Below are 20,273 nucleotides of genomic sequence, written 5' to 3' on the forward strand. Positions count from 1 at the left end.
GTATTGCTCGATTCCGTTAAACGCGTGATGTCATTGCCGACGCACGCGTCGCAGGATCACATCGAACACAGCGCATTGGCGTACTAACCAGTGCGGGAAAAGAGAACAGGGAAAGGGAACATGGCGCGACATAAGTCCGACGTTGCTGACGATGACTTCGAAATTTACGCCAGCTACCACGGCACAGGCGATGGCCGTTACGTGGGTGGGCTGAAAGTCATCAGAAAAGCGGACAGGAGGATTCTCTTTCCGTTTGACGGCGCACCCGAGATCGGCCCGTATGCGACGGCGGACGAGGCCCGGCGCGCGGCGGTCGATTATGGCCGCGAGATTATCGCGGCCGATCGCGCTTCGCCAGAGAAGTGACAGACGAAAAACCCGCGCGGCGTGCTTCACACGTCGCGCGACCTTGCTTCATTCACCTCGTCGATTCAAGTCAATCGACATCGCACCTTGCGTAACGACGCCTCTTTCCAGTCAGGGCATCCCGCCTAACGAAGGCGAAATCGTGCTGCCCCGGCCCGGATCGTCGGGATGTTCGTCGGGCACAGTTGGTTTCGCCGACAGCGGCGGATGGCTTCGATAGCAGCTATCGATCGATGTATCGACCAGGCAGCGCTGGAATGAATCGGCATCGTCTTTTTTGGCGAAGGTGTACAGGGTCCGCTCGACCTGCACTTCCGTATCGGATACGCGAATCGTGGTCATTGTCATGGCGCTCTCCTTTTTACAAAAAAATGGTCCAAACCGTGAGCCATGAGTCCGCAACGGCCGTGCCCAGTGCGCCTCAACGCTGGCTCCCCGCTGAAAAGTGCGCAATCTGGCAGAGAGGGACCGGATGTTGCTGCATCGATAAAGTGATGATTAACAGGAGAGCGTCATGCAGGACGACACACCGCGCAAAAATCTCGACGCGCAAAACGTTTCGGATGAAGTCAAGGCGCGTAACAAGCCCAGCGGAACGCATTACGTTGAACCCAGCCCGCTCGGTATCGAACCGGTCGAGCAAACCGGCGTCGACAAGGCAACCAATCCGCCGCGTTCGAGTGAGCACCCGGTGCATAGCGCCGAAGTGCCGCTTGGCACGGGCGAGCACGCCGAGCCGCCGGGAGGCGGCGGCCGCGAATCGCAACGCAAGGACTGACGGCGTGCGAATGGCGTGCGAGCGCAGCGGGCGCGCTTTATGCAGCCCCGGGTTTATGCAGTGAACTACGCCATGAAGAAGTTAGCGCAGCAAAGGAACAGGAGCCAGATATGTACAACGATTCGAAACACGGATTCGAAGCGGCTCAGACCCAGTACGAAGTATTTATGTTGCCACCGCATGACTGGGTGCCCAATAACCGTAAATTGCCGGTAGCGATTTATCGACGGGCACTTGAGCCCGATTCCGGTGATCTCGCGGCTGCTTTTGAACTGTTGTTCGAGCAGAACCAGTGGCCTCCGCAATGGCGCGACGGCATTTTCGACTACCACCATTTTCACGCCAGCGCGCACGAAGTGCTGGGCGTCACGGACGGTTCCGCGCAAGTGATCGTTGGTGGTCCGGGCGGTCGGGTGGTCACGATCAATGCGGGTGACGTGTTGCTGCTGCCTGCCGGAACTGGCCATTGCCTGCAGTCGTTCGCGCGGCATTTTCAGGTGGTGGCGGGATATCCGGAAGGACAGCAGTGGGATATCCGCCGCGAAGCGCTGACCCCCGAAGAACAGGCGCTCATGGAAGCTTTGCCGTTTCCCCCGACAGATCCCGTCGATGGCGATCGTGGCCCGGTTGTCGAACATTGGCTGAAGGCAGTTTGAACCTGAGGCTGGAGGCAGCTTGCACCGGCGCCCGGTATCCGCGCCGGTTTTTCTGTTTAGGCCAGCCATATTTTGCCCATGAACATCGGCACTTTCGCAAGCTTCATGAAAGTTTGACCGTCAATCCCGACCCGCGCGACGCATTCCGCGATGCCAGATGTAAAGCGCAGTGCAGGTTTGCGCGCATCGGCGCATCATCGGTGAAGTCTCGCTGTGGTCTCTCATGCGTTGTTGCACGTCAACACGGTTTGCCGGGTTTGCTCACGCCGCTGCTTAGCCCAACATCACGCACTGCGATGGCGTGCGAGGCGCCGCATTCCCGGCCATTCTCCCAACCGCCGAACAAGGAGTGTTTCCATGCAAAACGATCCCGCCCTCGATCAGCTGTGCATCAATACGATTCGCACGCTGTCGATGGACGCTGTGCAAAAGGCCAATTCCGGACACCCTGGTACGCCAATGGCCCTGGCACCGGTCGCCTATCATCTGTGGCAGAACCATTTGCGCTACGACCCGGACGAGCCGTTGTGGCCGAACCGTGATCGCTTCGTGTTGTCAGTCGGACATGCTTCGATGCTGCTTTATTCGCTGCTGCATCTGGCGAACGTCAAAGCCGTCGATGAGCATAGCAAGCCGACCGGCGGCCCCGCCGTATCGCTCGACGATATAGAACATTTCCGCCAGATCGGTAGCAAGACACCGGGCCACCCGGAATACCGGATGACCACCGGCGTCGAAACCACGACTGGCCCGCTCGGCCAGGGGTTAGGTAATAGCGTCGGCATGGCGATGGCGGCGCGCTGGTATGAAAGCCATTTCAATCAGCCCGATACTGCGTTGTTCGACTATCGCGTGTATGCGCTGTGTGGCGACGGCGACATGATGGAAGGTATCTCGCACGAAGCAGCGTCGCTGGCCGGCCATCTGAAACTGTCGAACCTGATCTGGATTTACGACAGTAACCGCGTGACGATTGAAGGCCACACCGACCTTGCGTATAGCGACGACGTGGAAACGCGCTTTCGCGGCTACCACTGGCACACGTTGCATGTCGACGACGCGAACGACGCCGCCGCGCTGGAAAAAGCCTTTGTCGAAGCGAAAAGCGTCACCGACAAGCCGACGCTGATCGTCGTCCATAGCATTATTGGCTGGGGCGCCCCGCATAAACAGGATACGTCGGGTGCGCATGGCGAACCCCTCGGCGTGGAAGAAGTGGCACTGGCGAAGAAATTCTACGGCTGGCCCGAAGACAAATTCTTCTACGTGCCGGACGGGGTGCATGAACGCTTCGCGCAAGGCATCGGCGCACGAGGCAAAGCGGCGCGCGCTGAATGGCAGTCGAAGCTCGACGCGTACAGCAAGCAACACCCGGAACTCGCACGCGAATTCGAGCAGATCGAAGCGCACGAATTGCCTGAGGGATGGGACAGCGACATTCCGACATTCGACGCGGACCCGAAGGGCGTCGCGTCACGCGAGTCGTCGGGCAAGGTGCTCAATGCGATTGCCGCGCGTGTTCCATGGATGATCGGCGGTGCAGCGGATCTGTCGCCGTCGACGAAAACCAATCTGAAATTCGAAGGCGCTGGCAGTTTTGAAGCAGATAACTATGGCGGCCGCAATCTGCATTTCGGGATTCGCGAACACGTGATGGGCGCAGCAGTGAACGGACTTGCATTGTCGAATCTGCGGCCTTACGGTTCGACGTTCCTGATTTTCAGCGACTATATGAAGCCGCCAATCCGCTTGTCGGCGATCATGGAGGTGCCTGCCATTTACGTGTTCACGCACGATTCGATCGGTGTCGGTGAAGATGGTCCGACCCATCAGCCGATCGAACAATTGGCGTCGCTGCGCGGCGTGCCGGGTCTGACCGTGTTGCGTCCGGGCGATGCCAACGAAGTCGCCGAAGCATGGCGAGTGGCGATGTCGCAACCGCAACGGCCCTCGTGCATCGTCGTGTCGCGCCAGGCTTTGCCGACCCTCGACCGCAGCCGCTATGCCGCGGCTAGCGGCGTGCAGAAGGGCGCCTATGTGCTCGCCGACGCAGCGGACGGCAAGAAGCCGCAAGTGATCCTGATGGCCACCGGCAGCGAACTGTCGGTCTGTGTCGACGTATACGAGAAGCTCAAAGGCGAGGGCATTGCAGCGCGAGTCGTGTCGATGCCGTCATGGGATATCTTCGAGCGTCAGGACGACGCCTATCAGGACTCGGTGCTGCCGCCCGACGTCAATGCGCGCGTCGCCGTGGAACAGGCCGCTACGCTTGGCTGGGACCGCTACGTGGGGAGGCACGGCGCGCAGGTGGTGATGCATACGTTCGGTGCGTCCGCGCCGCTGCCCGAGTTGAAGAAGAAATTCGGTTTCACGCCGGAGCATATCTATGAAGCGGCGAAGGAGCAGATCGCGCGCGTTAAGTCGCAGGCGAACGGCGGTTCGGAGTGATGTCAGGTTAAGCGCCTGAATTAAGGCGTGATGTGAAAACCCGGCGGCTTGAGCTTTCGAAAGCCGCCGGGTTCTGGTCTCACTTCAATTGGCTGGAATCGTCACCACCGGCGCTTTGCTACTAGTATCGGCTTCCCCTAGCGCCATCAGATTCTGCACGACGGTGAACGCATATTTCGAATCGAAGTCGTTGCGCTCCACCCAATACATCGACGACCCGTAAGCAATCGATACATATGCATTGTCCGGCGCGGTTTTTCCCGAATGCACGATGATCGTCGGCCGGGTTTCTCCGCCGATCAAACCAACCGTCGGCTTAGTCGAACCGTCGGCGATGCGTTCCACGGGCACCTGCACCTGCGCGCCGAGGTCGGTCAGAATGCCGAGCACCGAGCGCGTCACCATCGGAATCTTGTCGCCCTTTCGGGAGGTCGACGAAGGCCCATAAACCAGCTCGTAGGTCCGCGTATTCGACGACAGACGCAGCAGCTTGCGCACTTGCGCGAGGTCGGCGGCCGTTTGCGACGACTCGCCGCTGGTGGTCGCGCCCATCACCAGAAAGACGCCCATCGGGGCGTTCTTACCGTCGCCCTGACGTGACTCGACGTTTAATTCACCAGCCAGTTGCAGTCGTCGCAATGCCTGCAGTAATTCGAAGAAGCCTGGCGCTCCGGCGCTGTTCTCGCCGCCGAGCGCATTGCCGTTCTGCAACCCGCCAACCGATTGCGCGGTGATCCGCAACAGCAGATCGATCGGAATACCGCCTTCGGCAAGCGGCAACACGAGCGACGGCGCGAGCGGCCGGATATACGCAGAGGCGAACGCCTCGCCGGTGGTCGGCGTGAACGTGAAGGTCGGATGATTCGAGTAAGACACGCTGCCGGTCGCGGTCGCGTAATTCGGCATGCTGCCGGAGCCAGCGTTGGCTGTTGCTCCGGCAGTCGTGTCGAATGTGTAGGCGGCGATGATGTTGCTGACGGTCAGGAACGCCGGTGCATCGCCGTAGCGCAGTCCGATCACGGCGGCGAGAATTTCACGTTTCTTCGCGTCGCCCAATGCCCGTGCGTAGTCGACCTGGTCGGCCTTGAGCCGGGCCGGACCGATATGCACGCATGCGGAAGTGACGCACGCCGCGCACAGCGCCGCGGCAACAGAAGCTGTTCTGATCATGGCAACGATGAAAGCGGACGGTAATCCGCTGATGAATGGGCCCGCAACGGCGGTAGCAGGGCGCATTCCCGCGCGGCTCGCGCGGCTCGTCGAGGTCTTCTTTCTGCTTATGAATAGGGCTTTGCGCGTGGCGCGCTGCGTTTTGAGCGCCACGCAGGATTTGCCGTTGCATTGCAAGATTTGCACGAGAGGCGGCACTCGTCGCGCCGGTCCGGAAGATCGGCAATCAGGCGGGCAGGTTCGAAACGTCGCCTACGTCGTCGAGCGTGCTGCGATAGGCACGCGATTGCATTTCAGCGAGCCGGCTCAAGGTCCTCGACAGATCATGCGCGCCTTCCAGGCCGTTGAGCGCGGCCGCGATTGGCTGATCGGACGCAATGAACAGCGCGCGTTTGCGGTCGTAGAGGATATCGATCAACCAGATCAAACGTTGTAACGCATGCGGCTTCGTCAACCATTCAGCTCGAAGGTTATCGACGATCAACCCATGCCATTGCTCGGCGAGATCCAGATAGTCGAGGTGCGAACGGCTCGCCATGCACAGCGTATCGAAATCGGCCCACAGCATGGAGGAGCCTGCCGCTCGGGCGGTAAGCGGTCGTCCCGCCGCTGTTATCGTGACCGGCTCCACGCGCTGGTCACCTTCATGCAGCGCAAAAACCTGCAGCAGTGCGTCGTGGCTCGACGGATCGAGCGGCGAGAAAAAACGCGGTACCTGTGCCTGTTCGCCACCAAAGCGGTAATCGCGTGCACCATCGAAATGGATCACGGTGAAGCAGCGTTTGATCTGCGCGATGGTCGGCAGAAAACGTTCGTGAAACTCCGGGTCTGGCAGTAACGCGTCCGGCGCGTAGTTGGAAGTCAGCACGATGCGCGTGCGTTGACTGATCGCGGTATCGAGAAACCGGCCCATCAGAAACGCATCGGCGATATCGTGCACGTGGAACTCGTCGAAGCACAGCAACTCGATACCGTCGAGCCACTGGCGCGACACCGACCCCAGGCGGCCGTCGCCGCGCGGCTCATTCACGAGCCGCTGGTTCATCTCGCGCAGGAATTCGTGAAAGTGCAAACGCCGTTTGCGACAGGTTGCCAATCCGAACGCGGTATCGACGACAAGACTTTTGCCACGCCCCGGCAGTCCGTGACAATACACCCCTTGGTATGCGAGCGAGGCGCGGGACCTGGCGTGATGACGGGCACCCTCGGCGCCCACCAGCGTGACGAGCGCGTTGATGGCCTCACGCTGGCGAGGGTCGGGCGTGATGCCTCGCGCGGCCAGCGTGCTGGTGATCTGAGCTTCGTCAAACATGAGCGGCGAAGCCTGTGCGCGACGCGATAGCGCAGCGACTGGAAGCGGTGACGTTGAGCATGACGTGATGACTGGCGGATATCGCGCCATTTTAACAGCGGGCTGACAGGCTCAAACCCGCTGCCGGATCAGCACCTTCTGCAATTCGCGTGGATCGACCGGCTTGGTGAAATGATGATCGAAGCCCGCGGCCACCGCGGTCTCCTTGTCCTGCTGCTGCCCCCATCCGGTGACGGCGATCAGCAGCATCCCGGCGTCGCGATGATCGACACGGATGCGCCGCGCGACTTCATAACCGTTCAGCAACGGCAAGCCGATATCGAGAATCACCGCCTGTGGCGCAAATTCGCCGATCAAGGCCAACCCGGCGATGCCGTCGCCCGCCGTGCGCACTTCATGGCCTTCGAGTTCGAGCACCATCGCGAGGCTGTCGGCGGCGTCCGCATTGTCGTCGACGATCACAACGCGCAAACCGTTCGCGTGCGTCGACTCGGGCGCGGCGTTATCGACTGGTGCAGCGGCTGTGCGCGACACGGGCAGCCGAATCACGAATTCACTGCCGGTACCGGCACCGCCGCTGAATGCGGCCACCGTGCCGCCATGCAATTCCGCCAGTCCGCGCACCAGCGCGAGACCAATGCCGAGACCTCCCTGCGAGCGATCCAGCGCGGGGGCGAGTTGCGAGAACATTTCGAATACGCTGTCCAGGTGCTCGCGCGGAATGCCAATACCCGAATCGCGCACGACGATCACCGCTTCGTCACCTTCGCGCTCCGCTGCCAGAGAGATATTGCCGCCAGCCGGCGTGTACTTCGCTGCGTTATTCAACAGATTCAGGATCATCTGCGATAACCGCGTCGGGTCGGCGTCGAGATACAGCGGCTCACGCGGCAGCGTCACGCTCAGATGATGTGCCGAGGCCTGCACACTCGGCCGTGCAGCCTCCATGGCGGACTGCATTGCGCGTGCGAGTTCGAGCCGTTGCTTGCGCAACTCGAGCTTGCCCTGGGTGATGCGCGACACTTCCAGCAGATCGTCGACCAGGTGGGTCATGTGTTGCAGTTGCCGGTCGAACACATCGCGTGACCAGTTCAATTGCGGATCGGCGAATTCTTTCAGACGCAGAATCTCCAGCACGTTACGCATCGGCGCGAGCGGATTGCGCAGCTCGTGCGCCAGCGTGGCGAGGAATTCGTCTTTGCGTCGATCGGCCTTCGAGAGTTCGAGGTTGAGCCGCTGCAATTGCTGCTCGGCGCGCCGGCGTTCGGTAATGTCGCGATTCACGCAGACCGCGCCGTAGATATCGCCACGTGCATTCGCCAGCGGTTTGACGACAGTTTCGCAGACCCCACGCGAGCCGTTGCGCCGTACGAAGGTCAACTCGCTGCGCCAGGTGCCGTGCGTGGCGAGCGCGGCAAACGCTTCGCGGCGAACGCGCAGGGCGTCTTCCGGCGGATGAAAGATCGACACCGGCCGACCCAGAATTTCCCGCGTGCGGTAACCGAGCATGCGCTCGCCGCCAACGTTGAAGTCGGTGATATTGCCGCGCAGATCGGTGATCACGATCGCGTCGCTCAAGTGCTCGAAAATTGCCGCCTGGCGCAGCAGCACGGTCTGCGCTTCCTTGCGCTCGGTGATGTCGATACCGAGTCCGTAGATGGTGGACGGCTCGCCCTGACGGTCGTAGGTCGCGCGGCCCCGGCCTTCCATCCAGCACCAGTCGCCGCTGGCATGCATGAAGCGGAATTCGGCGACGTAGTCGTCGCCGCTCGCCACCGCATGATCGACCGCCTCGTTGAGCGCGATCAGATCGCCCGGATGAATCAGTTCGAAAAAGCCACCAGGTGTGGTCGTGAAGCGGCCTTCGGCGTAGCCCGCGAGCGCTTCGAGTTCGCGACTCCACCAGAATTTGCCTGACTTCGGCTCATGCGACCAGGCGCCCATTCGAGCGCCGCGCATGGCCAGACTGAGCACGTCGCGGCTTTCCTGCAGCTCTTTTTGCGCCAGTTGATGGGCGGCCACCGACGCCTCGGCGTTACGTCGCGCCAGCAGCAGTTCCTGCTCGTAGCGATGCCGGTCGGCGACGATCAGCACGGCGATTTCGACGTAAGTCTGGTCGCCGTGCCGGCGGCGTACCGCGTTGAGCAGCATCGGCACCATATGGCCGTCGCGATGGATCAGGTTCAGCTTGACCTCGGCCACCGACCCCTGCATCTGGAGAAGCGGCGCCCAGTGCGTCTGGTAGAAAACCTTGCCGCCCGCGCTGAGAAGATCCTGAATCAGCCTGGCGCCGACGAGTTCGTGGGCGCTGTAGCCAAGCCAGCCGCAGAGCGTGGCATTGACGCGCTCGATCCGGCCGTTGGCATCGGCCACGAGCAGGCCGCAGGCCGCGTGCTCGTACAGTGCGTCGGCAGATAGCGGAGAAGGGTCCGTGCTATGCATCGCGTGACAGGCTCATCGGCGCAAGAAAAGCGAACATCGCGGCCGAGCAGGCGTCCGGCGAGCTGAGGTGCGGGCAATGACCGATATTGTCGATCACGTGCAGTGTGCTGCCGGGCATCATCCGGTGCATGTACTCGCCGGCCGCGCGCGGCGCGATGATGTCGTCACTGCATTGCAGGATCAGCGTAGGCGTGGCGCTGCGCGCCAGTATCGCGCGATGGTCGGACAGAAAGGTCACGCGGGCGAATTGCCGGGCGATTTCCGGATCGGTGCGGCAAAAGCTGTTGGTGAGTTCGATGCCGAGTTCCGGTTGCTCCGGTGCACCCATGATGGCCGGCGCCATGTTGCTCGACCAGCCGAGGTAGTTACCTTCGAGCGTATGCAGCAGGTCGTCGATATCGTCGCGCGAGAAGCCGCCTATATAGTCGCCGTCGTTCACATAGCACGGCGACGGGCCCACCATCACATGAGCCGCGAACAGGTGGGGCGCCTTGAGACTCGCGATCAGCCCGATCATTGCGCTAACCGAATGACCGACGAATACCACCGGCTCGCCGCCCACCTCGCGGATGATCTCGATCAGATCGTCGGCATAGCCTTCGAGCGAATTGTATTTCTGGGTGTCGTAGGCGGACAGGTCAGACGAACCGCTGCCGACATGATCGAATAGCACCGTCCGGTAGTCGTCGTGAAACGACGGTATCAGGTAACGCCACATGCTCTGGTCGCAGCCGAAGCCATGTGCCAGCACCATCGTCCGTTTGCCGTTGCCGGAAACCCGCACGCTATTGCGCTGCGTGATACTCGTGATGCTCATCGTTGGATCCTGAGTTCTGCGCCTACAGGAATGTTACAGCAGGCGCGAACATAACCGTGAACTCGAGCCGGTACTCAACCGGTTTTAATCTCCGGTTGCGCCGCCTCAATGGGTTCATGCCCGAACCGTTCGTATTGCGAGATCACCTGTGCGCCGAATAGCAGCAAGGTGGCCAGCCATTCGAGGCTGAGCAGGATGACAATGGCCATCGTCAACGATCCATACACGACGCTGACTTGCGACAAGGTGGCGAAGTACCACACCAGCACATGCCGGGTGATCTCCCACAACACGGCGGCGACGATGCCGCCAAACAGCGCCCGTTTGATCGTCGGGCGACCGACCGGCATCACCAGATAGACCGACGTCAACACGAAAATCTCGCCAGCCAGCCCCAGCAGATAGAGCACGACGCGCGACAGTCCTTCCAATGAAACATGCAGACCGAATAACTCAAGGCCTTGGGCGCCAATGGTTTCGAGCGCATTCGACACGCACGTGACGATCAGCAGACCGACGCCGAGAAAGAGAATGTAGCAATACGGAAGCAGCGCCGACAGCACGAAGTGGCGTCGGCGAACCGCCACGCGATGCACGAAAATCAACGACATCGCATTCTCCAGCACGGTGAAGGCGAGCGAGCTGAAGAAGATCATGGTCAGCAGCAGCACCCAGCCGATTACCGCGCGATGATCGAGAAAATGAGTCAGTTCCTGCACCAGCGCGTTCGATTGTCCGGGCACGAGCCATCGCAGCAAATGCGCGAGCGCGGCGAGCAACACATGTTGCGGGACGACGCGAGACAACGCGATCACGATCAGAATCAACAGCGGCACGATAGACAGCAACGCGTAATAAGCGACCGCGCCGGCAAGCAGTAACCCCTGGTTGGCACGAAATGCCTTCAGCGTTTGCAGCAGAAACCGACCGGGATGTTTCGCGACATATAACGCGTGCTGATCGAGGATGATTTGCATGGAGCCTCGCGGAGCGAGTCGGGACTTGCCGGATGGCAGCCGTATCGACGCGCCTGTCTGCTTTATACCGCAAGCACGAACGCGGCCACATACAGCCTGAAGGATTTTGGGCGCTTTTCCTGTGGCAGCCGTGGCGGGAATGCTGTTTGCTTCGACTGGGCGTCAGCCTGGGGACGCTCGTGCGAACGTCCGTTCACTCCGGCTCAACCGTCGACAGGCGCCGTGCGGCCGACTTATGGAACTCGCCGATGGACCCATCGGAATACCCGTTGAACATCGAGCCGGACCAATCGGACCTCAGTGCGGACCTCGTCGTTGCGCGCGCCGAGGGGCTGTATTGCCCACCGGGCGACTTCTATATCGACCCATGGCGTCCGGTCGAGCGCGCCGTCATTACGCATGCTCATTCCGATCATGCACGGTTTGGGCATCAGCATTATCTTGCTTCGCAGGCAGGGGCGAACGTGCTGCTGTCGCGTCTGCCGGGCATAACGCTGCAAACGCTCGCATACGGCGAGCGGCTCGCGATCAATGACACGGTCGTCTCATTGCATCCCGCCGGGCACGTGCTGGGTTCGTCACAAATACGGATCGAACACCGGGGGCGCGTATGGGTGGCGTCGGGCGACTACAAACTCGATTCCGATCCGACTTGCGATCCGTTCGAACCCGTGCGCTGCGACACGTTTATCACCGAATCGACCTTCGGCCTGCCTATCTATCGATGGGACGCGCCGCAAGCCGTGTTCGACGGTATCGATTCATGGTGGCGTCACAACGCATCCGAAGGACGCGCGTCCGTGCTGTTCTGCTATTCGTTCGGCAAGGCGCAGCGGGTTCTGGCGAGCGTCGACGCGGCGATTGGACCGATTTTTTGCCACGGCGCCGTGGAACCGCTGAATCGCGCGTATCGGGAGGCGGGCGTGCGCTTGCCGCCGGTCGGTCTGGTCAGTGAAATCGCCGCGAAAGACAAGGCCGTCTTCAAACAGGCGCTGATCGTCGCGCCGCCCTCCGCGCAAGGCAGCGCGTGGCTCAAGCGCTTTGGCGACTATAGTGACGCCTTTGCATCGGGCTGGATGCGCCTTCGCGGCGCGCGGCGCAGGCGCGGTGTCGACCGGGGCTTCGTTCTGTCGGATCACGCGGACTGGCCCAGTCTGCAAAACGCGATTCAGGCGACGAATGCGCAACGCGTCATTGTCACCCATGGCTCGGTCGAACCGATGGTGCGATGGCTACGCGAACAGGGGCTGCAGGCGGGCGCTTTTGAAACGCAATACGGGGATGACACGGTTGAAGCCGATGCAGCAGGGGCCGACGAAACACCCATCCCGGCTCACACGTCAACTAGCGCGACGAGCGCCGACAGCCCTATAGCGAATAACTCATGAAGCGCTTCGCCGCCCTTTACACCGCGCTCGACGCCACCACGTCCACCCACGACAAACTGGAAGCGCTCACGAGTTACTTCGCGGTAGCCGAACCGGAAGACGCGGCGTGGGCGTCGTACTTCCTTGCGGGTGGCAAACCGCGTCAATCGGTGCCGACCCGCTTGCTGAGCGAAATCGCCTGTGAGCGGGCGGGTTTGCCACCGTGGCTATTCGAGGAGTCTTATCACGCGGTCGGCGATCTCGCGGAAACCATCGCCCATATCTTGCCGCCAGCGCAACGTAGTTCGGAGTTGGGCCTTACGCAATGGATCGAACAACGCGTGCTGACATTGCGTGGCGTCGCACCCGAAGAATTACGTACGCGTTTGCTCAGCTATTGGGACGAACTCGACTGGGGCGGCCGTTTCCTGCTGACAAAACTGATAGGCGGCGGCTTTCGGGTTGGCGTTGCGCGGCAACTCGTGGTGAGGGCGCTGGCGGAGGTGGCCGGCGTCGATCACAAGCGGATTGCGCAACGCATGGTGGGGTGGACCGATTCGCGACAGACGCCTAGTGCTGCGCGTTATTTGCGTTTGATTGCACCGGACCCTACCGCTGATGACACGCAAGCCGGCGCGCCAATCCATGACAGCGATATGGGCTTGCCGTATCCGTTCTTTCTTGCGCATCCGTTGCAGGCGGATCCGGCGACGCTTGGCGATCCGGCGCACTGGCAGATCGAATGGAAGTGGGACGGCATTCGCGCGCAACTCGTCAAGCGAGGGGGACGTGTATGGCTGTGGTCGCGCGGTGAAGATCTGATCACCGACCGTTTTCCCGAAGTGGCTGCGTTAGGCGAGGCATTGCCGGACGGCTACGTGATCGACGGAGAAATTCTCGCGTGGGAGCCTGGCGCGGCCACGCCGTTGCCGTTCGCGCGCTTGCAACCGCGCATTGCCCGTAAAACGCTGACGAAAAAAATTCTCGCCGATTCACCCGCCGCGCTACTCGCTTACGATCTGCTCGAAGCACGCGGTGACGATCTGCGGATGACGCCGCTCGCCGAACGCCGCGCGAAGCTGGATGAGTTGGCCGCCTCTCTCGACGGAACCTTGGCGCACGATCTGTTACGCGTGTCGCCATTGATTCACGCGTCCGATTGGCAGGCACTCGCGGCGCTGCGTGAAGAAAGCCGCACACGCGGGGTGGAAGGGCTGATGGTGAAGGAGCGCGAATCGATGTACGGGGTAGGCCGCACCAAAGCCTCGGGAACGTGGTGGAAATGGAAGATCGATCCTTATGCGATAGACGCCGTGCTTGTTTACGCACAGCGCGGTCATGGCCGGCGCGCGAGTCTCTATACGGATTTCACCTTTGCCGTGTGGGACGAAGCGAATGGGTTGCGTACGCTCGTGCCGTTTGCGAAAGCTTATTCGGGATTGACTGACGAAGAGATGCGGCAGGTCGATGCGATCGTGCGAAAAACGACGATCGAAAAGTTTGGTCCAGTGCGCAGTGTTACGCCTACCCTCGTGTTTGAAATCGGCTTCGAGGGGATTCAGTCAAGCCCGCGTCACAAGTCGGGCGTCGCGGTGCGTTTTCCGCGCATGCTGCGTTGGCGGACCGATAAACAGATTGACGATGCCGATACGCTCGCCATGTTAAAAGGCTTTATTGACGATCGTGCGGGATAACCCGCTGAGCGCAAACCCCTAAAGCGTTGCTGGTTTTAACGCGCGATTCCTCGCTTATCCTTCAGTATGGTTCTCGCCGATGTTGGCGGCTTAAGTTAGCCGTAAAGGTTTGCAAACCTTTTTTCGACTGACATCAATTAATGTGTATAGCCGAATAAATCAACACTAACGTCATGTGCCGGATGATGCACGGAGCATGGGCGACGTGCACGAGTGAAGTGCCTTTGATCATGGCTATGCACAAGCCATTCGCCAAAGGCGTCCGCCGGTCTACAGATCGATGCAACAGGATCTACGTTTCACCGTGACTCACGACGGCGACGTCAAGCCGTTGCAGTGGCGCTTTGGCTGCATGGGCAATCGAGTTGAAGCATGCGTGTGGCAACTAGTGAATGTGGTCTATGCAGTAGGAGCGAATCTTGCGCGCGTGTTCCGAGGTGCCCGTCAGCGGCGTCAGTAAATCCAGGGAGAAGATGGTGACGTTCGACGACAAAGTAGACAGTGCCGACGCCAGTGACGACGTCGTGGTGTGGCGGCCCATCAAGTATGCGATGGTCTCGCATCGTCGCGTGCTGGTGGTGGACGACTATCGTGAGGCCGCGGAAGCATTACAGATGCTGCTGACAGCCGACGGCTTCGAGTGCCGGGCACTCGAAGATCCACTGGCCGTGTGTGAACTCGCTTGCGAATGGCAGCCGTTTGCGGTGGTGCTGGACATCAAGATGCCAGGACTCGACGGGCTGGAACTCGCGCGCCGTTTGCGCGCTCATCCGGCGACATCGCACATGCTGCTGGTCGCGTGCACCGCATTTGCTTCGCGCGATGATCGGGTGCGGGCGAAAGCCGCGGGTTTTGACGCCCACTGCGCGAAGCCATTGACGCCCGAGCGTCTGTTGCGCGTGCTCGAATCGGCAGCCGCGGTTCATGTGGCCGGTCCACCTTGAAGCCGCTAGTCATCTGAAATGCCTGATGTTTATATCAGCGCTAGCTGTCGCGGTAAGCGTTCTAGTTTCGGGTTCATGGTTTTCTGGCGAAATACCTGGCGTGTGTGGCAATCGGCGCGGGTTACTTCTGCCAACTGTCTGTTGAAAGTCCATCGTTTCAATTTTCGTTCGCAGCGTATTCAGCGGTTGCATGGCGATATCACGTACTCGTCGTTAGCCATCTGGATTTAACATTTTGACGTCACGGGCGATTCGAACGGCGTTTGATTAATTAGGCATATTGACAATATTTTTGGCTTTCACTAATCGAACATTTAATCCCCCACTCGTCTTCGACTAACGCAGTTTCCACGCCTCCACGGGAAGCTCCGTTTTCTCTCCGCCACACATGGGCTGACACCCATCCTCCGCGCGTCAGGTCTAGAATTTGCTATCTCACCTCGCTGGCTGTTCTAAACATGCGCGCGAGCGCTTCTTGCATCCACAGGAATCTCTATGCCATCCCAGACCAACTACTCGACACGCATCGCGGAAGGCACGCCTTTTCCACTCGGTGCAACATGGAACGGAAACGGGGTGAACTTCGCGCTGTTTTCGGCGAACGCCACCAAGGTCGAACTGTGTCTGTTTGATGAATCCGGTCAGAAAGAACTCGAACGCATCGAGTTGCCCGAATATACCGACGAGGTCTGGCACGTGTTCGTGCCCAACCTCAAGCCCGGCGCGGTATACGGCTATCGCGTGCATGGCCCGTACGAGCCGGAAAACGGACATCGTTTTAATCCGAACAAACTGCTGCTCGATCCCTACGCGAAGGCGCACATCGGCGAACTGAAATGGGCGCCGGAAATATTCGGCTACACGCTCGACTCGGAAGAGGGCGACCTGTCATTCGACGAGCGCGATAGCGCGCCCTTTGTGCCCAAATGCAAGGTCGTCGATGCCAATTTCTCCTGGACTCACCCCGAACGCAATGCGTTGCCGTGGGATCGTGTGATCTTTTACGAAACCCATGTGCGCGGGTTTACGAAACGGCATCCCGGCGTGCCTGAGAATTTGCGCGGTACCTTCGCCGGACTTGGGCAACAGGTCGTTCTCGACTACATCAAGAACCTCGGCGTGACCTCAGTCGAATTGATGCCGGTCCAGACCTTCGTCAACGACAGTTATCTGCTCGATAAAGGCCTCACCAACTACTGGGGTTACAACACGATTGGTTTCTTCGCGGCGGACCCGCGCTTCTTCGCTTCGTCGACGGACTCCGTGGCCGAATTCAAGGAAATGGTGGACCGTTTCCATCAGGCCGATCTCGAAGTCATTCTCGACGTGGTCTACAACCACACGGCCGAAGGCAACGAACGTGGCCCCACGATCTCGTTCAAAGGGATCGACAACGCGTCTTACTATCGCCTGATGCCCGATGAAAAGCGCTACTACATCAACGACACCGGTACCGGCAACACGCTGAATCTGTCGCATCCGCGCGTGCTGCAAATGGTGACCGACAGCCTGCGCTACTGGGTGACGGAAATGAAGGTCGACGGCTTTCGTTTCGATCTCGCGACGATTCTGGGCCGCGAAACGCATGGCTTCGACGAAGGCGGCGGTTTTCTCGACAGTTGCCGCCAGGACCCGGTGCTCTCCAGCGTGCGGCTGATTGCCGAACCGTGGGACTGCGGCCCGGGCGGTTATCAGGTGGGCGGTTTTCCGCCGGGCTGGGCCGAATGGAATGACCGCTTCCGCGACACCGTGCGCGAATACTGGAAGGGCGACGAAGGCAAGGTCGCCGACTTTGCCACCCGGCTGACCGGTTCGGGCGACAAGTTCAATCATCGCGGACGGCGCCCGTGGGCCAGCGTGAATTTCATCGCTGCGCACGACGGCTTCACGCTGAACGATCTCGTGTCATACAACGACAAGCACAACGACGCCAACGGAGAAGACAACAAGGACGGCCACTCCGACAACAAGTCGTGGAACATGGGCGCCGAAGGTCCGACCGACGACGCGGATATCCGTCAGCAACGCGAGCGCCAGAAACGCAATCTTCTGGCCACGCTGCTGCTGTCACAAGGCACGCCGATGCTTCTCGCGGGCGACGAATTCGGCCGTACGCAGAAAGGCAATAACAACGCGTATTGCCAGGACAACGAGATTAGCTGGGTCGATTGGGAAGGCGTCGACGACGATGGCCGTGCGCTCACCGAGTTCGTCAGGAATCTGGCTACATTGCGCAGCCGTTTGCCGGTGTTGCGTCGCAGCCGCTTTCTCACCGGCGAATATAACGAGGCACTCGATGTAACGGATGCGCGCTGGCTTTCACCTGACGGCACCGATCTCTCGCAGGAACAATGGGACGATCCGTCGATGCGCTGCTTTGGCCTCGTGATCGACGGACGCGCGCAGGCCAGCGGAATTCGCCGCGTCGCGTCCGATGCCACGTTGTTGCTGGTGTTCAACGCGCATCACGATGTTGTCAATTTCACGCTGCCGGATATACCGGAGGGTGACAAGTGGACGTGCCTGCTCGACACCAATATGCCCGTGCGCGCCGAGTTGCCGCAATTCAGCGCGGGCGACGCGTATCAGGTGACGGGCCGTTCGCTGTTGCTGTTCGCGCTCGAAGCGCCGAGCCGCGCGACGCAGCGTGTGTTCGATCGACTGGAAGAGCAACTGACCACTGACGACAGCGAGCCGGCCGCCGCTTCCTGACGACCGCGGGCCAGAAATGGCATACGCGCGCAGGTGGCCACGTAGCGTCCAGCACGCGGTTCACCAGCGCGCCGATTTCCCCAGGTACAGGGCTTGCTCGATTGCCAATGACTGCGCGCCGCTTGCCAAGGCAACGTGGCGCGGAGCATGGCCAATTTCGGTCTTTGCCACGTCTTAACCAGGGTGATCAAATGGAACAGGAACAGGGCACACAAGAGGAACAGGTTCGCACGCGCGCCTACTACCTGTGGCAGCAGGCCACGGATCCTAAAGGCACCCCGGACGAGTACTGGGAGCAGGCTCGCGCTGAGATCGAGAAGGAAGCGCCGCCCGTAGAAAGTGGGCCGATTGCGGACGAGCCCGCGAAAGAGCCTTCCAAATAAGTAAAAAGCGCTGCGCAGCGACTGGCGACGCCGATGCCGTCACCGCGGAATCAGGTCCGCGACGCCATCGGCGTTTGCAATTCGAGCGAGCTTTCGCAGCCACCTAAACCACCTCGTGTCATTGCAACCGCATCCATCGAACCCATGAAGGACTCAACCGACCCACGCGCCGCGCGGCCTGCCGCGCGCATTCAGGCGCCACCCGCTGCGTTCGGCGTCGACGGGCTGGTGGCGCTGGGTGTCGGCGTCACGGCAGTGGCCTGCCTGTACTTCGCCAGCGCCGTTCTGATTCCGATCACGCTGGCCATTTTGCTGAGCTTTCTCGTTGCGCCGCTGGTCGACTCGCTGGCGCGACTCAGGCTCGGGCACGTTGCGTCGGTGTTCGCCGCCATGCTGATTTCGATGTCGGTGATTGGCTTACTCGGCGCGCTCATCGCCACGCAATTGACCGATCTCGCCGCCGGCATGCCGCGTTATCAGGTGACCATCGAACAAAAGATGGATACCGTCCACACTCTGACGATAGGCAGGTTGAACCGCTTTGCCAGCGCCGCCGGTCAGGCGTTGCAACGCGCGACGATCGAACCTGCGCCGCCGCCCGAAACCACGCAAAGCGCGACGTCGCCTGCCAGTTCGCGGCCCACGTCAGCCGTGCCCGTCGAAGTGCGCGAGCCGGTGCCCACGCCGTTCGAACTGGCGAGGCGGGTGTTGTCGCCGGCTATCAGCCCGCTAGAAACCGCGTTTATCGTGTTCGTCGTCATGATCGTGATCCTGTTGCAACGCGACGATTTGCGGGACCGTGCGATTCGACTGTTCGGCTCGCGCGATCTGCATCGCACGACGACTGTCATGGACGAAGCGGCCAGGCGTCTGAGCCGCTACTTCGTGTCGCAACTCGGGCTGAATGCAGGGGTGGGCCTCGTGATCGGCGCGGGACTGTTTCTGATCGGCGTGCCGAGTCCGATTCTATGGGGCATTCTTGCCGCGTTGCTGCGGCTCGTGCCTTACGTTGGCATCTGGATATCGGCGACGCTCGCCACCGCGCTGGCCGCCGCGGTGAGTCCCGGGTGGGCGATGGCGATCTGGTCGCTGACCTTGTTTGTCACCGTGGAGTTGCTGGTGGGGCAGGTGGTCGAGCCATTGCTATACGGACGCAGCACCGGGCTCTCGCCGTTTTCGGTCGTCGTTGCCGCGATTTTCTGGAGCTGGATCTGGGGGCCGATAGGCCTGATCCTGTCGACACCGCTCACACTGTGTCTGCTGGTGCTGGGGCGACATGTGCGCCGGCTGGAATTTCTCGACGTGTTGCTCGGCGATCAGCCCGCACTCACGCCTGTCGAAAATTTTTATCAAAGGGCGCTGGCGGGCGATCCGGATGAAGCGATCGAGCAGGCCGAAGGATTGTTGCGCGAGCGTTCGCTGTCCGCGTATTACGACGAAGTGGCGATCAAGGGATTGCAGCTTGCGACCATCGATGTGGTGCGCGGCAGCGTCACCACCGCGCAACTCGCGCGAATCGAGGCGACCACCAACGATCTGGTGGATGGCCTCGACAGTTATGACGATATCGAACCAGCACCGCCGGTGGTAGAGGAAAACTGGAGTGCGGTGGGGCCGTCGGCAGAGACACGGGACGAGACCTGCGATACGCGCGTGGTGGCGACTGTCGAGACTACGCAGCACAGCGCGGCGCATTACACGGCCGACGCCGCGCGTCCGTTGGCCAACTCGCGCGTATTGTGCATCCCCGGGCGCGGTCCGCTCGACGCCCTCGCGACGACCATCCTGTTGCAGTTGCTCGGCAAGCACGGCTTTGCCGCACGCTCGTTACCGCACGAAGCCGTGTCGCGTGCTTCGATCGACCGTCTCGAAGCGGACGATGTAGGGATTGTCTGCATTCTCTATTTACAGATCGACGGCATCCCTTCGCATTTGCGCTATCTGGTCAGGCGGATCCGCGCGCGGCTGCCGAAGGTGTCGATCGTGGTGGGGCTGTGGGTGCAGGAAGATACACAGAAGTGGAGCGCGGATCTGCAAAGCGCAATGGGCGCGGAGTGTTATGCCACGTCGCTGCGAGAGATCGTGGCGGCTTGCCGGCGGGTCGAGCAGGGGCCGCAGCAGGTTGAGCAGGAGACGCTAGTCGTGGTGGATGTCTAGCGGGCGTGTTCACTCCCGCCTTCGGTAGCGCCCACCTGGCTCATGCAGCG

At 60.8% G+C, this 20,273-nt stretch carries 16 protein-coding genes; 10 read left to right on the plus strand and 6 right to left on the minus strand.

The annotated features are described in order from the left end of the window. The first annotated feature begins 120 nt into the window (after positions 1–120). Complete coding sequence (locus LMG28727_RS05460; RefSeq protein ID WP_201641270.1) at positions 121–366, plus strand: DUF6723 family protein; 246 nt, start codon at positions 121–123, stop codon at positions 364–366. A gap of 111 nt (positions 367–477) precedes the next feature. Here the strand turns inward: LMG28727_RS05460 and LMG28727_RS05465 are convergent, their stop codons facing one another. Next, entirely contained in the window at positions 478–714 is a 237-nt protein-coding gene (locus tag LMG28727_RS05465) for a hypothetical protein (protein WP_201641271.1), read from the minus strand. A gap of 166 nt (positions 715–880) precedes the next feature. Here LMG28727_RS05465 and LMG28727_RS05470 point away from each other — a divergent pair, with 166 nt between their 5' ends. From LMG28727_RS05470 to tkt, 3 genes are all read left to right on the plus strand, one after another. After that, positions 881–1,144, plus strand: a complete 264-nt coding sequence (locus LMG28727_RS05470; RefSeq protein WP_201641272.1) for a hypothetical protein — start codon at positions 881–883, stop codon at positions 1,142–1,144. Positions 1,145–1,254: 110 nt separating this feature from the next. After that, positions 1,255–1,800 carry a cupin domain-containing protein gene (locus tag LMG28727_RS05475; RefSeq protein ID WP_201641273.1) on the plus strand — a complete coding sequence of 182 codons (546 nt, stop codon included), beginning with the start codon at positions 1,255–1,257 and terminating at the stop codon, positions 1,798–1,800. A 357-nt stretch (positions 1,801–2,157) separates the two neighbouring features. Next, positions 2,158–4,248 (plus strand): transketolase, encoded by a 2,091-nt coding sequence (gene tkt / locus LMG28727_RS05480; protein ID WP_201641274.1) that lies wholly within the window; start codon positions 2,158–2,160, stop codon positions 4,246–4,248. 84 nt (positions 4,249–4,332) lie between these two features. On the opposite strand, the gene LMG28727_RS05485 is transcribed toward tkt, so the two are convergent. The 5 genes from LMG28727_RS05485 to LMG28727_RS05505 form a co-directional block, all read right to left on the minus strand. Continuing rightward, a complete protein-coding gene (locus LMG28727_RS05485; RefSeq protein WP_201641275.1) occupies positions 4,333–5,418 on the minus strand; it encodes a hypothetical protein in 1,086 nt (361 codons plus the stop codon). 226 nt (positions 5,419–5,644) lie between these two features. Continuing rightward, entirely contained in the window at positions 5,645–6,730 is a 1,086-nt protein-coding gene (gene zapE / locus LMG28727_RS05490) for a cell division protein ZapE (RefSeq protein WP_201641276.1), read from the minus strand. A gap of 111 nt (positions 6,731–6,841) precedes the next feature. Next, the gene (locus tag LMG28727_RS05495; RefSeq protein WP_201641277.1) at positions 6,842–9,172 is read right to left on the minus strand and encodes a PAS domain S-box protein; all 2,331 of its coding nucleotides are present in this window, start codon (positions 9,170–9,172) and stop codon (positions 6,842–6,844) included. After that, the gene (locus LMG28727_RS05500) at positions 9,165–9,989 is read right to left on the minus strand and encodes an alpha/beta fold hydrolase (RefSeq protein ID WP_201641278.1); all 825 of its coding nucleotides are present in this window, start codon (positions 9,987–9,989) and stop codon (positions 9,165–9,167) included. The genes LMG28727_RS05495 and LMG28727_RS05500 overlap by 8 nt, the downstream gene beginning before the upstream one ends. A gap of 74 nt (positions 9,990–10,063) precedes the next feature. Next, a complete protein-coding gene (locus LMG28727_RS05505; protein ID WP_201641279.1) occupies positions 10,064–10,966 on the minus strand; it encodes a YihY/virulence factor BrkB family protein in 903 nt (300 codons plus the stop codon). Between the two features lie 248 nt (positions 10,967–11,214). Here LMG28727_RS05505 and LMG28727_RS05510 point away from each other — a divergent pair, with 248 nt between their 5' ends. From LMG28727_RS05510 to LMG28727_RS05535, 6 genes are all read left to right on the plus strand, one after another. Next, entirely contained in the window at positions 11,215–12,354 is a 1,140-nt protein-coding gene (locus LMG28727_RS05510; RefSeq protein WP_201641280.1) for a ligase-associated DNA damage response exonuclease, read from the plus strand. Further along, complete coding sequence (locus LMG28727_RS05515) at positions 12,351–14,027, plus strand: ATP-dependent DNA ligase (RefSeq protein WP_201641281.1); 1,677 nt, start codon at positions 12,351–12,353, stop codon at positions 14,025–14,027. The genes LMG28727_RS05510 and LMG28727_RS05515 overlap by 4 nt, the downstream gene beginning before the upstream one ends. A gap of 473 nt (positions 14,028–14,500) precedes the next feature. After that, positions 14,501–14,971, plus strand: coding sequence for a response regulator (locus tag LMG28727_RS05520; protein ID WP_201641380.1), 471 nt, complete (start codon positions 14,501–14,503; stop codon positions 14,969–14,971). Between the two features lie 495 nt (positions 14,972–15,466). After that, positions 15,467–17,683 (plus strand): glycogen debranching protein GlgX, encoded by a 2,217-nt coding sequence (glgX, locus tag LMG28727_RS05525; protein WP_201641282.1) that lies wholly within the window; start codon positions 15,467–15,469, stop codon positions 17,681–17,683. A 191-nt stretch (positions 17,684–17,874) separates the two neighbouring features. After that, positions 17,875–18,066 (plus strand): DUF2934 domain-containing protein, encoded by a 192-nt coding sequence (locus tag LMG28727_RS05530; protein ID WP_201641283.1) that lies wholly within the window; start codon positions 17,875–17,877, stop codon positions 18,064–18,066. 144 nt (positions 18,067–18,210) lie between these two features. Further along, the gene (locus LMG28727_RS05535) at positions 18,211–20,223 is read left to right on the plus strand and encodes an AI-2E family transporter (RefSeq protein ID WP_201641284.1); all 2,013 of its coding nucleotides are present in this window, start codon (positions 18,211–18,213) and stop codon (positions 20,221–20,223) included. Positions 20,224–20,273: the final 50 nt, after the last annotated feature.

This window comes from Paraburkholderia metrosideri (genome assembly GCF_904848625.1).
Taxonomy (GTDB): Bacteria; Pseudomonadota; Gammaproteobacteria; order Burkholderiales; family Burkholderiaceae; genus Paraburkholderia; species Paraburkholderia metrosideri.

Bases quoted from the DNA above. Each gene is read 5' to 3' on its own strand.
- LMG28727_RS05460 (WP_201641270.1), top strand. From the start codon at position 121: ATGGCGCGACATAAGTCCGACGTTGCTGACGATGACTTCGAAATTTAC.
- LMG28727_RS05465 (WP_201641271.1), bottom strand. From the start codon at position 714: ATGACAATGACCACGATTCGCGTATCCGATACGGAAGTGCAGGTCGAG.
- LMG28727_RS05470 (WP_201641272.1), top strand. From the start codon at position 881: ATGCAGGACGACACACCGCGCAAAAATCTCGACGCGCAAAACGTTTCG.
- LMG28727_RS05475 (WP_201641273.1), top strand. From the start codon at position 1,255: ATGTACAACGATTCGAAACACGGATTCGAAGCGGCTCAGACCCAGTAC.
- tkt (WP_201641274.1), top strand. From the start codon at position 2,158: ATGCAAAACGATCCCGCCCTCGATCAGCTGTGCATCAATACGATTCGC.
- LMG28727_RS05485 (WP_201641275.1), bottom strand. From the start codon at position 5,418: ATGATCAGAACAGCTTCTGTTGCCGCGGCGCTGTGCGCGGCGTGCGTC.
- zapE (WP_201641276.1), bottom strand. From the start codon at position 6,730: ATGTTTGACGAAGCTCAGATCACCAGCACGCTGGCCGCGCGAGGCATC.
- LMG28727_RS05495 (WP_201641277.1), bottom strand. From the start codon at position 9,172: ATGCATAGCACGGACCCTTCTCCGCTATCTGCCGACGCACTGTACGAG.
- LMG28727_RS05500 (WP_201641278.1), bottom strand. From the start codon at position 9,989: ATGAGCATCACGAGTATCACGCAGCGCAATAGCGTGCGGGTTTCCGGC.
- LMG28727_RS05505 (WP_201641279.1), bottom strand. From the start codon at position 10,966: ATGCAAATCATCCTCGATCAGCACGCGTTATATGTCGCGAAACATCCC.
- LMG28727_RS05510 (WP_201641280.1), top strand. From the start codon at position 11,215: ATGGACCCATCGGAATACCCGTTGAACATCGAGCCGGACCAATCGGAC.
- LMG28727_RS05515 (WP_201641281.1), top strand. From the start codon at position 12,351: ATGAAGCGCTTCGCCGCCCTTTACACCGCGCTCGACGCCACCACGTCC.
- LMG28727_RS05520 (WP_201641380.1), top strand. From the start codon at position 14,501: ATGGTGACGTTCGACGACAAAGTAGACAGTGCCGACGCCAGTGACGAC.
- glgX (WP_201641282.1), top strand. From the start codon at position 15,467: ATGCCATCCCAGACCAACTACTCGACACGCATCGCGGAAGGCACGCCT.
- LMG28727_RS05530 (WP_201641283.1), top strand. From the start codon at position 17,875: ATGGAACAGGAACAGGGCACACAAGAGGAACAGGTTCGCACGCGCGCC.
- LMG28727_RS05535 (WP_201641284.1), top strand. From the start codon at position 18,211: ATGAAGGACTCAACCGACCCACGCGCCGCGCGGCCTGCCGCGCGCATT.